This window comes from Paraburkholderia sp. RHO2, assembly GCF_050955445.1.
Classification (GTDB): domain Bacteria; phylum Actinomycetota; class Actinomycetes; order Mycobacteriales; family Mycobacteriaceae; genus Prescottella; species Prescottella agglutinans_A.
Genome location: NZ_CP162617.1, coordinates 2,395,266 through 2,408,282, shown reverse-complemented (window position 1 = coordinate 2,408,282; position 13,017 = coordinate 2,395,266). Strand labels below are relative to the sequence as shown.

Genomic DNA, 13,017 nt, shown 5'->3' with positions numbered 1-13,017 from the left:
CCATGACCGAGGCATACATCGTCGACGCGGTTCGGACCGCCGTCGGCAGGAGGAACGGCGCTCTGGCGGCGGTCCACCCGATCGACCTGGGAGCCGGCGTGATCCGATCGGCGATGGACCGGACCGACCTCGATCCGGCGGCTGTCCACGACGTCATCTTCGGCTGCGTCGACGCGATCGGCGGACAGGCCGGCAACATCGCGCGGACATCGTGGCTCGCGGCTGGACTGCCCGAGGAGGTGCCCGGCACCACCGTCGACCGGCAGTGCGGGTCGAGCCAGCAGGCACTGCACTTCGCGGCGCAGGCAGTGATGAGCGGAACATCCGACCTGATCCTCGCCGGCGGCGTCCAGAACATGAGCCGGATCCCGATCTCCGCGGCGATGACCGTCGGCCGCGACTTCGGGTTCGACGATCCGTTCACGGGATCGACCGCGTGGGCGAAACGCTACGGCGACCAGGAGGTGTCCCAGTTCCACGGCGCCGAACTGATCGCCGAGAAGTGGGGCATCAGCCGGGAGGACATGGAGCGCTGGGCATTACGCAGCCACGAGCGGGCACACGCGGCGATCGCGGAGGGACGGTTCGGGCGCGAGATCGTTCCGATCGGCGACGTCACGGTCGACGAGGGACCGCGCGAGACGAGCCTGGAGGCGATGGCCGAACTCCAGCCGCTGCGGCCGGGCGGCCGCCTCACCGCCGCGCTGGCGAGCCAGATCTCCGACGGGGCCAGTGCCGTCCTCGTCGCATCGGAGTCGGCGGTCAAGGCGCACAACCTCGTTCCGCGCGCCCGCATCCATCACATGAGCGTCCGCGGCGCCGATCCGATCTTCATGCTCAGCGCGCCGATCCCGGCCACGCAGTACGCGCTGCGGAAGACCGGCATGAGCATCGACGACTTCGACGCCGTCGAGATCAACGAGGCGTTCGCGTCGGTGGTGCTGTCGTGGCTCGCCGAGACCGGCGCCGACCCCGCGAAGGTCAATGTGAACGGCGGCGGCATCGCCCTCGGACATCCCCTGGGCGCCACGGGGACCAAGCTGTTCGCGACGCTGCTCAACGAACTCGAGCGAACCGGCGGGCGGTACGGACTACAGACGATGTGCGAGGGCGGCGGGACGGCGAACGTGCTCATCGTCGAACGCCTGGGCTGACGCCGTTCAGAACAGTGTGGGATCGGGGGCCGCGCCGGCACCTACGAGTTCGCGCCGCTCGGCAGCGGGAGCGGCGCGGTGCTCGGATCGCCCACCCAGGCCGTACTTCTCGACCATCGGTTCGACGCGCGCCTTGAGCCACGCCTTGTACTCGGGGGTGACGTATGCACCCCGGCCGTACAGCTGGCGGTACCGCCGCACCAGCGCCGGATGCTCGGACGCGAGCCAATTCAGGAACCACCCACGCGTGCTCCCCCGTAGGTGCATCGGGAAGATCGTGACGCCGGTGGCCCCGGCCTCCGCTATCGCGGACAACAGGCCGTCGAGGTGCGCGGCCCCGTCGGTGAGATACGGAATGACCGGCGCGACCATGACATTGCACGGCAGCCCCGCATCGGTGACCGATCGGATCAGTTCGAGGCGCGCCTTCGGGGACGGGGTACCGGGCTCGATCGCCTTCTGCAGTTCGGCGTCGTGGATCGCGAGCGACACCCCGATGCCGACGGACACCTGCTCGGCGGCCTGCCGCAACAGCGGCAGATCCCGTTGCAGCAGCGTGCCCTTGGTGAGGATCGAGAACGGGGTGCGCGACTCCGCGAGCGCACCGATGATCGCGGGCATGAGCCGGTAGCGCCCTTCGGCCCGCTGGTACGGGTCGGTGTTGGTGCCGAGCGCGACGTGCTCACGCTTCCACGATCGGCGCGCCAGCTCCTTCCGCAACACGGCGGCGACGTTCATCTTGACCACCACCTGGGTGTCGAAGTCGCGCCCGGAATCGAGATCCAGATACTCGTGGGTGGGCCGCGCGAAGCAGTATCGACACGCGTGCGTGCACCCGCGAAAGGTGTTGACCGTGAAGCGGAACGGCAGCGCCGACTCCTCCGGCACCTTGTTGAGGGCGCTTTTGCACAGCACCTCGTGGAACGTGATCCCGTCGAACTCCGGCGTCCGGACGCTGCGCATGAGCCCCGCGCGCTCCAGCCCCGGGAGCGCGTTGTCGTTCGCGTCGAGTGCCTGCCCCTGCCACCTCATGACGACAGTCGAACACGCGTGCGAACCAGTGTCAACAGAAGAGTCGAAATCGTGTTCGAACGGTGCGCGCGCGCCGGCCCCCCACCCGCCTGACAGAATCTGGCGCATGACCAGAAAGAACATCTCGTCCGGTTCCGAGTGGGAGCCCAAGATCGGCTACTCGCGCGCGGTGCGCATCGGCAACCAGATCGCCGTGTCCGGCACGACGGCGCCCGGCGCCACGCTCGAGGAGCAGACGCGCGGCGCCCTGGCGACGATCGCCGCCTCGCTGACCGAGGCCGGCGCCTCGCTGACCGACGTCATCCGCACCCGGATGTACCTGCGGGACATGTCGAAGTGGGAGGAGGCCGCCCTCGCACACGGTGAGGTGTTCGGCGACATCCGCCCGGCCACCACCATTCTCGAGGTGAGCGCGCTCATCGACTCCGATCTGCTGATCGAGATCGAGGCCGACGCCGTCGTCACCGACTGAGAACGCCGTCCCACCTCGGACCGTCCGACCGGCACCGCCGGCCGGACGGTCCGAGTCGTTCGAGGACCCGAAACCGGCAGTCAGAAGATGAACACGCCGCGCGCCGCGAGCCACGGGACCGGGTCGACCTTGATCCCGCCGGGCAGGTCGACCTCGAAGTGCAGGTGCGGACCGGTGGAGTTGCCGCGGCTACCGACGTTCGCGATCCGCTGACCGGCGGATACCCGCTGCCCCACCGAGACGAAGTTGACGTCGTTGTGGCCGTAGGTCGTGACGGTGCCGTCGTTGTGACGGATCCGGACCCAGAGTCCGAATCCGGATGCGGGGCCCGCGTTGATGACGGTGCCGTCGGCGGCGGCGAGGATCGGCGCCCCCATCGGAGCGGCGATGTCGATGCCCATGTGCCCGCCGTCGAACCGCGTCGTGATGGGACCGGACGCAGGCCTGACCACACCGCCGAGTCCCATGCTGCCGAACGGCAGTCCGGAACTCGAGCCGAAGTCGAGGCTCTGCAGGCTCCGGACTGCCCCGGTCACGCTCTCCACCATCCCGGCGGCGTCGTTCAAGAACTGCGCGACTTCCGCCGAACCGACCGGCGGGAGCGCGGGCTGCGCCGATGCCGTCGCTCCGGAACCGATCACGAGTGCACCCGTCAGGCCCGCGGCCGACACGACACCGGCGACCACGCGTCGGATTCCCAACTGCCACTTCGAACGTCCCATTCCCACACCCTTTCGTCGAGCGTTTGATCGGTTCGATGGAACCGACTTGGACAAAACTCGCTACGAATCCTGAGACGAACAATTTCCATACCCCGACGGTGCTCGCAACTCGAATGCCCGGGGTGCCGGCTCCGCCAACGCCCCGAATCGGCCGCGGACGACGCCTCGACCTGCACGTTTTCGACGCCGTGGCGGTCGGGACGCGGACTGCGACGACATTCGCCGGACCCCTCGCCGCAGCCGACCGCAAGGGCCGAACCCCACACCGGAATCGTCGCTACCCCGTACGACCGGGACGCAGGTGGTGGGAACGGCATATGCGCGGATCCGCCTTTCGAGGTGGACGGTGGCGAACTGGCAGACCTCCCCATCTACTGTCTCTGTACGTAGGACGTAACAAAGCGTCGAAACTCCGTTGCCGGATTTCCACCCCTGATTCGTGCGGCGTCCGGGGCAAAACCGGCGTCGTCTCCTGAGGAGCGACGATAACGGGAGGCAAGCGTGCGTGTTCGCGGATTCGGCGAGCTCGAAGCCGTGGGATGGACCGGCTCTGGGGCCGGGAGGGCGCCGCGACGGTCCGGCAGGTGTTCGACGAACTCGCTCGGGAACGCGACATCGCCTACACCACCGTGATGTCGACCATGGACAACCTGCACCGCAGATGAGCGAGGAGGAGTCCGCGAGCCTGCGGACGGCCCTCGAGCGGTTGACCCCCCGAGGAACCTCGATGAGCGCGGCACTCCGCCTCCTGACATACGCGGCCCGCGCCGGGCGTGCCGACCCGCCTGACCCGCCGGGGCAACGCACCTCGACCGGGTGTCGACGCGTGGAATGTCGCCGACACCCTGCGCTGACCGATCGTGGCAGCTACGGCACGTAGAAGACCGCGATGCCCGGGGTGATCGTTCCGGCCGCGGGCAGGACGGTGACGGCGAGCTGCCCCGCGCCCGTCCGCAGGATCGCCTCGGCCGGGAATCCGCCGAGTCCGTCGGACAGTCGGGCGGATCCGGACGCCCCGGTCGACAGGTTCAGCCAATGCACCTCGGACGAGAGGGGGCATCCCCACCGGTCTTCCTTGCCGCCGGTGATCGTCACCGTGCCAGGTTGTTCCCCGACCACGGCCGTGCAGCGGACCGCGGGCGCGTCGAAGCTGCCGTTCGGGTTCCCGAACGGCGCCGGGTCGATCTGGAACGGAACGGTCACCGCCGCGGTCGCGACGGCGACCGGCGCCAGAAACGAGCCGATCACCAAAGCCGTGCAGACGGCCGGTCGGCGAACGAGATTCATCACGGCAACCTCCTGCGGGAGAGCGAAACGGTGTGGTGCCCGTCCGCGCCCGGAACGCGAGCTGACCGACACGGCCGGTTACGGCATCTCGATCTCGTCGATGATCGATTGGACCACGGCTCCGTACTGCCGCACGAGGTCCTCGGTGCCGAGCTGGTCTGCGGGCAGGATCCCGACGGTCCGGATGCCGCTGGCGAGACCGAGGAGGACGGCGACGACCATCTGTGTGGGCAGTTTGTCGTCGGAGGTGTCGCCGATCTTGCCGGAGATGCCGCGGATGTACCGCTCGCGGGCGTCGGCCTGCGCCGCCGCCCGGTCGGGTGCCTCGTGGATCAGCAGCGGCATCATCACCCACGGCTCGGACTCGTCGGCGTCGCGGCGCTCGACGATGTTGCGTACCAGGCGATAACCGGGCGCCTCGGTCTCGCACACGTGCGGATCGTCGGCCGCCGAGGGCAGCGACGGCGCCGCCGCCTTGTACAACTCGGCCTTGCTGCCCATCATCTTCATCACCATGGCCGGTGAGTAGCCGGCCAACTCGGCCACGTCCTTGATGGTCGTCGCGGTGTAGCCGCGCTCCGCGAACAGCCGACGGGCGGCGTCGATGATGTTGTCCCGCGTGGACTTTCCACTCACCCGACCAACCCTAGTCACGAGGGTCACGATGCCGTCTCGACCTGGGCCTCAGCCGCGGCCTCGACGACGGTGGACGTACGCACGCTGCGGGGCATGCGGGGGATGAACCACGCCACCGCGGCCGCGAGCAGAGCCGTGCATCCGGCGACGGCGAACACCGTCCGGAAGGCGTCCAACGTGGGCAGCGGGACGCCGGCGATCTCGACCGTCATCGCGGTCAGGAGCGCGGTGACCACGGCGCTGGACGTCGACGTTCCGATCGAGCGCAGCAGCGAGTTCAGGCCGTTCGACGCGGCGGTCTCGGTGATCGGCACCGACTGCATGATCAGGATCGGCATGGCCGAGTACGTGATCGCGGTCCCGATGTTGACCACCATCGCGCCCACGATGATCAACGCGACCGACCCGTTGAACGAGAACCGGATGACGTACGCGACGGCGAGGACGAGCGCGCCGGTGATGAGCGTGGTGCGGGCACCGAACCGGGTGGTGATCTTCGCGGACAGCGGGGAGAACACCACCATCGACAGGCCCGCCGGCACCATGCACAGTCCGGCGGTCAGCACGCTGAGCCCGAAGCCGTAGCCGGTGCTCTCCGGCATCTGCAACTGCTGAGTGGTCGCGAGCATGTTCGCGAACATCGCGAATCCGACGATCATCGATGCGACGTTGGTCAGCAGCACCGGCCGCCGCGCGGACGTCCGCAGATTCACCATCGGATCGGTCACCCGCAGCTGATAGGGAACCCAGATCGCGAGCACGACCACGGCGAGCGCGAAACAGCCCAGTGTGCGCGCGCTGCTCCACCCCCAGGCCCCGCCCTTGGAGATACCCAGCAGCAGTCCCGTGAGGGCGACGGACAGGATGATCGCCCCGAGGATGTCGAACCGTCCCGGCGATCGGACCTTCGATTCGGGGACGACGATCGCGACCGCGGTGAGCATCACGGCGCCGGCGGCCGCCGAGATCCAGAAGATCGCGTGCCATCCCAGGTGTGCGTAGATGAAGCCGGCCAGCGGCAGTCCCAGCGCGCTGCCCATGCCCAGCGTCGCGCTCATCAGCGCGGTCGCCGCGGGCACCTTGTCCCGCGGCAGCTCGTCACGCAGAATCCCGATGCCCACCGCGATGAGGGACGACGCGAATCCCTGCATGCCGCGGCCGATGAGCACCGTGACGAACGTGCCGCCGATCGCGGCGAGCAGCGAACCGCTGACCATCGTCGCCATCGACACGAGCATCATGCGCTTCTTGCCGACCATGTCCGCCAGGCGCGAGACGATCGGGGTGGCCACCGCCGCGGTCAGCAGCGTGACCGTGACGAGCCAGAAGGCGTTGTCGGCGCTCACGTTCAGGATGTGCCGCAGGTCCGGGAGCAGCGGCACCACGAGAGTCTGTTGCAGGGAGACGAGCGTTCCGCACAGGCAGAGCACGGCCGTGATCAGTGCGCTCGAGCGACGCGGGGCGGTCTCCTCCGGAGACGGAGCGGTGACGGGACGTGCGGCCATGGATCATCTCCGAACATCTGGAGCGGTCGGCGGCCGCCTGGGGGGCGGCCGCCGCAACGACCATGGTGAATGGGCGTTCACCCACGAGTGAACACCCATTCACCGCGTGCGGGCAAATTGCCGTCCCACTCCGAGGGAGATGTGACCGATGCGTCAGCGACGCGCGAGCTCGCCCGCGTCGGCCCAGCGCCGACGCTCGTCGGCGAACGCGAGCGCCTGCTTCGCCCGGAACGCCCCGATCGAATCGTCGTTCTCGGCGAGGAACCGGTCGTGGTCCGCCAACGAGAAGCTGCCGTCGGCGATCTCGATCCCGCCCGACCCGCGTCCGGCGGCGAGATCGGTACGCAGATCGAGCAGCTCGTCCGGCTCGACCGGGTACCACGAGATCCGGTCGAAGAAACGCAGCAGCCACGGCGTCCCGTCCTCGAACGGGCCCGACCCCTGCGGGTGGCGGTGGTTCCAGACCTGTGTCGTGCGGCCGACGAACTGGTAGCCGCCCGGCCCCTCCATGCCGTAGATGCACAGGTACGCGCCGCCGATGCCCACCGCGTTCTCCGGCGTCCAGGTGCGGGCCGGGTTGTACTTTGTGGTCACCAGGCGGTGCCGCGGATCCAGCGGAGTCGCGACCGGCGCGCCCAGATAGACGTCGCCGAGGCCGAGGACCAGGTAGTCGGCGCCGAACACGGTGTCGAACACGTCGTTCACCGACTCCAGGCCGTTCATCCGGCGGATGAACTCGATGTTCCACGGGCACCAGGGCGCGTCGGCGCGAACGCCGTGCATGTACCGCGCGATGGCCTCCCGGGTGGCCGGGTCGTCCCACGACAGCGGCATCCGCACGGTCCGACTGGGGACCACCAACTCGTTCGCCGCCGGGATGCCGTCCTCGGCCTCGGCGAGGAGCCCGAGCAGCGTCGGGACCGGCAGCACGTCGGGGTCGACGCGCACCTGCAGCGACCGGATGCCGGGGGTCAGGTCGAGGAGCCCAGCCGGCCGCTCGGCCTCGAGTCGCTGGTGCAGGGCGTGCACGCGGGCCCGCAGTCCCAGGTCGAGGGTCATGTCGCCGTACTCGACCAGGACGTTGTCGTCGCCGGAGCGCCGGTACGTGACCGCGATGTCACCGTCGCGTCGGGCGATGACGCCGTCGTCGCCGTCGCCGCCGGTGGAGAGCACGGCCGGGAGCGCCGCGCGCCGCCCGACCCCGAGTTCACGTCTCGACGCCGCCCGCGCCGACCGCACCCGTACGAACCGCACCGTGTTGCCGGGAGCGAGCTGTCCGAGCTTCCACCGGTCGGCCGCGACGACCGTCACCGGGCACACGAAGCCGCCGAGGCTGGGCCCGTCGGGTCCGAGCAGGATCGGGGTGTCGCCGGTGAAGTCCAGTGCGCCGACCGCATATGCATTGTCGTGGATGTTCGACGGGTGCAGCCCGGCCTCGCCGCCGTCGGGACGGGCCCAGTCCGGTTTGGGTCCGGTGAGACGCACGCCGGTGCGGTCGGAGTTGAAGTGCACCTCGTAATCCGTGCGGTACAGCGTGTCGATGTCGGTGCGGGTGAAGAACTCCGGGGCGCCGTGCGGTCCCTCTGTCACCGCGATCTCCCAGTGCTCGGCCAGCGCGGGGACCGCCTCGGAGGGAACCGCAGCCGGCACCGACGCCGGCGGGTCGCCGAGGGCGACGACGTCCCCCTCCCGCAGCGTCCGGCCCTCGTGGCCACCGAACCGTCCCAGCGTGAACGTCGAAGCGCTGCCGAGGAACTCGGGCACGTCCAGGCCGCCGGCGACGAGGACGTAGATCCGCAGGCCTGGCCCCGCCACCGCGCCGACGTCGAGGACTCCCCCGGCCGGGACGCGGACCGGACGCCACTGCGCGACGACGGCGCCGTCGACGGTGACCCGGGTGGGCGCCCCGGTGACGCACACGGTCGTCGGCTCGTCGAACCGCAGCGCCGGACCGGCCATGAGTGCCTCGAATCCCGCTGCCCCCTCCGGATTTCCGAGGGCGACGTTGCCGAGGCGGAACGACAGGTCGTCCATCGGCCCCGACGGCGGCACCCCGATCTGCCAGTAGCCGACCCGGCCCGGGTAGTCCTGGACGGTGGTGCCCATGCCGGGGCGCAGGACGGTGCACTTGGCGGTCACGGTCGCACCTCCGTCGGCCGGGTGACGATCATGCGCACGGCGGTGGGTTCGAAGCCGTTGCACGGGTTGTTGACCTGAGGACAGTTCGACACCAGCACCAGCACGTCGACCTCCGCACGCAACGCCAGCCGCTTGCCCGGCGCGGACAGCCCGTCGACGATCCCGAGCGCCCCGTCCGCGTCGACGGGCACGTTCATGAAGAAGTTGATGTTCGAGACCAGGTCGCGTTTGCCGAGGCCCCACCGAGCGCCCTCCGCCAGGAAGTTCTCGACGCACGCGTGCTGGTGCCGGGTGTGGTGGCCGTAGCGCAGCGTGTTCGATTCCTGCGAGCACGCGCCGCCGACGGTGTCGTGGTTGCCGACCTCGTCGGCAACCATCGTCATGAGCGGGTCGCCGTCGTCGGACCGCAGCACACTGCCGGTGGTGAGGAAGAGGTTGCGCTGACCGACGACGGTCGCGGCCGCAGAGTAGCGCCGGGCGTGGTCGCCGGCCGCGTACACAAGCGTGTCGACCGCCTGATTGCCGTGCAGGTCGACGATGGTCAAGACATCACCGGCCGCCACGACTGCGGACCACGGGCCGCGCGGGGCCACGGTCTCGTCGAGGACGATCTCGCCCGGGACGAGGGCCAGGTCGTGGGCGGGAAGCGGGGTGGTCATCGGGCGTCCTTTCCGCCACGGGATGCCGCACCGTGCAGGGCGGCCCAGGCGTCCTCGGTGTTGAGGACGGCCCGGTGGTACTCGGGATCACCGGTGGGCAGGGTGTCGAGTTCGTCGGGCGCGGACCACGCGAGCACCTCGAGCGGCGACGTCGCGAAGTCCGGTGCGGGATCGAGCGGGTGAGCGGTGTTGGCGATCAGCACGATCACCGGCAGGTGCGCCAGCAGGTCGACGTACGCTCCGGCTCCGGCCGTGCCGGTGCTGGTGAGGACGCCGTCCGAGGCGACGCGCACGCCGTGGAAGAACGAGAGCGACAGCGGCAGGTCCCGCGGCCGCAGGTCGTGCTTCGCGCCGGCGACCGTGAACAGTTCGCGGCCGGCGGGCGACGCCGAGTGCAGCGCTCCGGCCCCGTACTTCTCCAGATTGGCGGCCGCGGTGGTGGTTCCGCACAGCGCGTCGTGGTGGCCGGAGGTGTCGGCGACGACGGTGGCCAGGACCCGGCCGGCGTCGGAGAGCAGCGGGTGCCCGGTGGCGAGGTACGCCTGCCACGGGACCTTGACGGTGTCGGCGACGTTGAGGCGTTCCCACGGCGCGTCGGCGCGGTGCAGCAGCACGTGGGCGCACGCGTTGCCGTCGAGGTCGCGGAGCCGCAGTCGTGTCCCTCGGGCCAGCACTTTCGAGGTGTAGCGGCCGCCGGGAACCGTCTCGGCCCAGACGAGCCGGTCGGCGGCGACGCCGGCGGGCGGCGACGGCCAGTCCGCGGCGGGCAGCACCGGCATCGCCTCGGTTCGGCTTCCAGCCTGTGCCCGGGCGTGCGCTCGGGCGGCCGCGGTGGTGGAGGTGTCGGTCGACGGGTCGGCCAGGTTGCCGGTGGTCACATCAGGCTCCAATCGTGACGGGGTTCGGGATGCGCTCGGCGCGGGACGAGTAGCAGGCGGCGCCGGCGAGCACCACGGCGAGCACGGTGAGCGGGGCGGCCCACTGGAGGATCGGGTATTCGCCTGTGGGGTTGAAGATCTCGGCGCGCGGCCAGGACAGGTTGACCACCATCAGCGCGCCGTAGACGACGGCCGCGATGTTGACCGGGATTCCGAACGCACCGAGCGAGAACAGCTTTCGACCGTCTGCGTCGACGTCGGGGCCGCCGAACCGTCGTCCGGACAGGCGCCGGATCAGCAGCGGCACCGTCACCATGAGGTACGCCAGATAGATCAGCACGATGCATACGCTCGAGAGGGTCGCGAAGATCGCGGAGTTGCCGACGTTGACCGCGAGGACGGCAATGCACAGCAGGCCGATCAGCACGCTCGGGGCGATGGGTGTGCCGGTGCGGCGATTCACCTTCGACAGCACCTCGCTGGCCGGCAGTCGGCCGTCGCGGGCCATCGAGAACATCAGCCGGGACGCGGCGGTCTGGATCGCCAGCGTGCACACGAACACCGCGATCGCGACGTCGACCAGGAGCACGGTCCCCCACGGCGAACTCAGGATCGAGGTCAGCACGTACGGCAGCCCCTCGGTGGCCAGGCGTCCGTCGGTGAGACTCGGGGCGGCCATGAGGGCCCCGACGATCATGAGTCCGCCGCCCAGCGCCGACACCGACAGCGCGAGCCGGATCGTCCGCGGCGCCACCCGGCGCGGGTTGTGGGTCTCCTCGGCGAGTTCACCGGCAGAGCCGAAGCCGACCATGACATATGCGGCCATCAGGCCCGACACGATCCACGCCCAGATGTAGCCGGGCTGCGAGCCGGCGACACCGGTGTCGAACACGACCTCGGGACCACGCTGTGCGTGCGTGAAGAACATACCGATCACCGCGACGACACCGACGATCTCGCAGGTCACGCCGATGCTGTTGATGCGCGACATCCAGTTCACGCCGATGCAGTTGATGGTGGTCGTCGCCACCAACAGGATCGACCCGAGCAGAACGGCGTTGGCGGCGCCGCTCGGTGACGTCAGCGCCGGATCGTCGCCGATCACCTGGAATCCGGGCCGGATCGACGGCAGCACCACCTGGAGCGCGATCGCCGCGGCGGACGCGGTGACGATCTGCGCGATGATCATGAACCAGCCCGCGAACCAGCCGACGATCTGCCCGCCGAGACGCCGCGACCACTGGTAGATCGCGCCGGAGATCGGGTAGCGGGCCGCGAGTTCCGCGAAGCACAGCGCGACCATGAACTGCCCGAGGAAGACGACGGGCCAGGTCCAGAAGAAGGCCGGGCCCGCGAAGCCGAAACCCAGACCGAACAACTGGAAGATCGTGGTGAGTATGGAGACGAACGAGAAGCCGGCCGCGAAGGAACCGAACTTGCCGAGGGAGCGGTGCAACTGCTGTTCGTAGCCGAACTCGGCCAGGTCGCCCCGGTCGTTCGATGCCGTCGTCACGGTGGCCGTCATGAACCCTCCTGCGGGAGATGGAGATCGTCACCTCCCCGGGAAATCCCGGGGCGTTGGTACCTGTCGCTCGATAGTTTTCCGAGCGGAACGACACGCCCGATGTCGCACAGGTTGCGATCGTGGGTCCGAACCGGCCGTTCCTGTTGCCTACGCATGTCCCCGGTTACACGCGGGTGACCGGGCGTTCACATCCCCAGGTGGAGCGAATGTTGCTGCGCCGCTTTCCTGTAAGGATGGGTACATGACAACGACGGGTTCCGGTCGACCACGGCTGGCCACGCGCAAGCGACCGGGCGCGACCGCACGGGAGGAGATCCTCGACGCCGCGTCGGAGCTGTTCACGACGCACGGATTCACCGGCACCTCCACCCGGATGATCGCCGACGCCGTGGGGATTCGGCAGGCGTCGATGTACCACCACTTCGCCACCAAGGACGACATCCTCGCGGCGCTGCTCCTCAGCACGGTCACGGCACCCGTCGAGTGCGCCGAGCAGCTGTGCGAGCTGTGCGACGACCCGATCGTCCGCATCTACGCCCTCGTGCTGTTCGATGCCGGCCAACTCGCGGACTCCCGGTGGAACCTCGGCGCCCTGTACCTGCTCCCCGAGGTCACCACCGAGCGCTTCGCCGAGTTCCGGGCCCTGCGCGATCGCCTCATGACCCGCTACTCCGCGCTCGCCGGAGACGCGCGGGAGGCGATCGGCGGAAGCGACTGCGGACCCGGCACGACAGATCTGCCGTTCCGACTCGTGGAGTCGACGATCAGCGCCCGATCGGACGCCGCCGCGCACGGGACGACCTCCGCCCTGGCCCGGCACACCATCGCCGCGGCCGCCCTGCGCACGCTCGGCTGGACCGATCCCACGGATCCGATCGCCGCCCGGGCCACAGAGCTGCTCGACCGGATCGCCGAGAGTTGTCCACAGCCCACCGAGTGAGGTGGGTGCGCTCCGCCGCGGGTCGGTTACAGTGTCTTCCGAAATCGGTCATCCGAATTCGACGACTG

General features: G+C 69.6%; 12 protein-coding genes and 1 pseudogene. 4 read left to right on the top strand and 9 right to left on the bottom strand.

Going from position 1 to position 13,017, the window contains the following annotated elements; translation table 11 throughout:
* Positions 1 to 2: 2 nt before the first annotated feature.
* Positions 3 to 1,154, top strand: coding sequence for an acetyl-CoA C-acetyltransferase (locus tag ABTV10_RS11145; RefSeq protein WP_499034722.1), 1,152 nt, complete (start codon positions 3 to 5; stop codon positions 1,152 to 1,154).
* Between the two features lie 6 nt (positions 1,155 to 1,160).
* Here the strand turns inward: ABTV10_RS11145 and ABTV10_RS11140 are convergent, their stop codons facing one another.
* Entirely contained in the window at positions 1,161 to 2,186 is a 1,026-nt protein-coding gene (locus ABTV10_RS11140; RefSeq protein ID WP_499034720.1) for an Rv2578c family radical SAM protein, read from the bottom strand.
* A 106-nt stretch (positions 2,187 to 2,292) separates the two neighbouring features.
* Here ABTV10_RS11140 and ABTV10_RS11135 point away from each other — a divergent pair, with 106 nt between their 5' ends.
* On the top strand, positions 2,293 to 2,658 hold the full coding sequence (locus tag ABTV10_RS11135; RefSeq protein ID WP_433612625.1) for a RidA family protein: 366 nt from the start codon (positions 2,293 to 2,295) through the stop codon (positions 2,656 to 2,658).
* An 80-nt stretch (positions 2,659 to 2,738) separates the two neighbouring features.
* Here the strand turns inward: ABTV10_RS11135 and ABTV10_RS11130 are convergent, their stop codons facing one another.
* Complete coding sequence (locus ABTV10_RS11130; RefSeq protein WP_499034718.1) at positions 2,739 to 3,380, bottom strand: M23 family metallopeptidase; 642 nt, start codon at positions 3,378 to 3,380, stop codon at positions 2,739 to 2,741.
* A gap of 539 nt (positions 3,381 to 3,919) precedes the next feature.
* Here ABTV10_RS11130 and ABTV10_RS11125 point away from each other — a divergent pair.
* Positions 3,920 to 4,045 carry a BlaI/MecI/CopY family transcriptional regulator gene (locus ABTV10_RS11125; protein WP_499034715.1) on the top strand — a complete coding sequence of 42 codons (126 nt, stop codon included), beginning with the start codon at positions 3,920 to 3,922 and terminating at the stop codon, positions 4,043 to 4,045.
* 202 nt (positions 4,046 to 4,247) lie between these two features.
* Here the strand turns inward: ABTV10_RS11125 and ABTV10_RS11120 are convergent, their stop codons facing one another.
* From ABTV10_RS11120 to ABTV10_RS11090, 7 genes and pseudogenes are all read right to left on the bottom strand, one after another.
* Positions 4,248 to 4,670 (bottom strand): hypothetical protein, encoded by a 423-nt coding sequence (locus ABTV10_RS11120; RefSeq protein ID WP_499034713.1) that lies wholly within the window; start codon positions 4,668 to 4,670, stop codon positions 4,248 to 4,250.
* Positions 4,671 to 4,745: 75 nt separating this feature from the next.
* A complete protein-coding gene (locus ABTV10_RS11115; RefSeq protein ID WP_499034712.1) occupies positions 4,746 to 5,303 on the bottom strand; it encodes a TetR/AcrR family transcriptional regulator in 558 nt (185 codons plus the stop codon).
* Between the two features lie 23 nt (positions 5,304 to 5,326).
* Positions 5,327 to 6,808 (bottom strand): MFS transporter, encoded by a 1,482-nt coding sequence (locus tag ABTV10_RS11110; protein ID WP_499034711.1) that lies wholly within the window; start codon positions 6,806 to 6,808, stop codon positions 5,327 to 5,329.
* A gap of 171 nt (positions 6,809 to 6,979) precedes the next feature.
* Positions 6,980 to 8,929: pseudogene (locus tag ABTV10_RS11105) on the bottom strand (5-oxoprolinase/urea amidolyase family protein); the annotation flags it as partial.
* 14 nt (positions 8,930 to 8,943) lie between these two features.
* Positions 8,944 to 9,606, bottom strand: a complete 663-nt coding sequence (locus ABTV10_RS11100; RefSeq protein WP_499034709.1) for an urea amidolyase associated protein UAAP2 — start codon at positions 9,604 to 9,606, stop codon at positions 8,944 to 8,946.
* On the bottom strand, positions 9,603 to 10,484 hold the full coding sequence (locus ABTV10_RS11095) for an urea amidolyase associated protein UAAP1 (RefSeq protein ID WP_499034706.1): 882 nt from the start codon (positions 10,482 to 10,484) through the stop codon (positions 9,603 to 9,605). The genes ABTV10_RS11100 and ABTV10_RS11095 overlap by 4 nt, the downstream gene beginning before the upstream one ends.
* A gap of 1 nt (position 10,485) precedes the next feature.
* Complete coding sequence (locus ABTV10_RS11090) at positions 10,486 to 12,009, bottom strand: amino acid permease (protein WP_499034704.1); 1,524 nt, start codon at positions 12,007 to 12,009, stop codon at positions 10,486 to 10,488.
* 241 nt (positions 12,010 to 12,250) lie between these two features.
* Between ABTV10_RS11090 and ABTV10_RS11085 the strand changes: the two genes are divergently transcribed.
* Positions 12,251 to 12,949: a TetR/AcrR family transcriptional regulator gene (locus tag ABTV10_RS11085; RefSeq protein ID WP_433612609.1), complete on the top strand. Its 699-nt coding sequence runs from the start codon at positions 12,251 to 12,253 to the stop codon at positions 12,947 to 12,949.
* Positions 12,950 to 13,017 lie beyond the last annotated feature (68 nt).

Coding starts and splice junctions, on each gene's coding strand:
- ABTV10_RS11145 (WP_499034722.1), top strand. CDS start 3: ATGACCGAGGCATACATCGTCGACGCGGTTCGGACCGCCGTCGGCAGG.
- ABTV10_RS11140 (WP_499034720.1), bottom strand. CDS start 2,186: ATGAGGTGGCAGGGGCAGGCACTCGACGCGAACGACAACGCGCTCCCG.
- ABTV10_RS11135 (WP_433612625.1), top strand. CDS start 2,293: ATGACCAGAAAGAACATCTCGTCCGGTTCCGAGTGGGAGCCCAAGATC.
- ABTV10_RS11130 (WP_499034718.1), bottom strand. CDS start 3,380: ATGGGACGTTCGAAGTGGCAGTTGGGAATCCGACGCGTGGTCGCCGGT.
- ABTV10_RS11125 (WP_499034715.1), top strand. CDS start 3,920: ATGGACCGGCTCTGGGGCCGGGAGGGCGCCGCGACGGTCCGGCAGGTG.
- ABTV10_RS11110 (WP_499034711.1), bottom strand. CDS start 6,808: ATGGCCGCACGTCCCGTCACCGCTCCGTCTCCGGAGGAGACCGCCCCG.
- ABTV10_RS11100 (WP_499034709.1), bottom strand. CDS start 9,606: ATGACCACCCCGCTTCCCGCCCACGACCTGGCCCTCGTCCCGGGCGAG.
- ABTV10_RS11090 (WP_499034704.1), bottom strand. CDS start 12,009: ATGACGGCCACCGTGACGACGGCATCGAACGACCGGGGCGACCTGGCC.
- ABTV10_RS11085 (WP_433612609.1), top strand. CDS start 12,251: ATGACAACGACGGGTTCCGGTCGACCACGGCTGGCCACGCGCAAGCGA.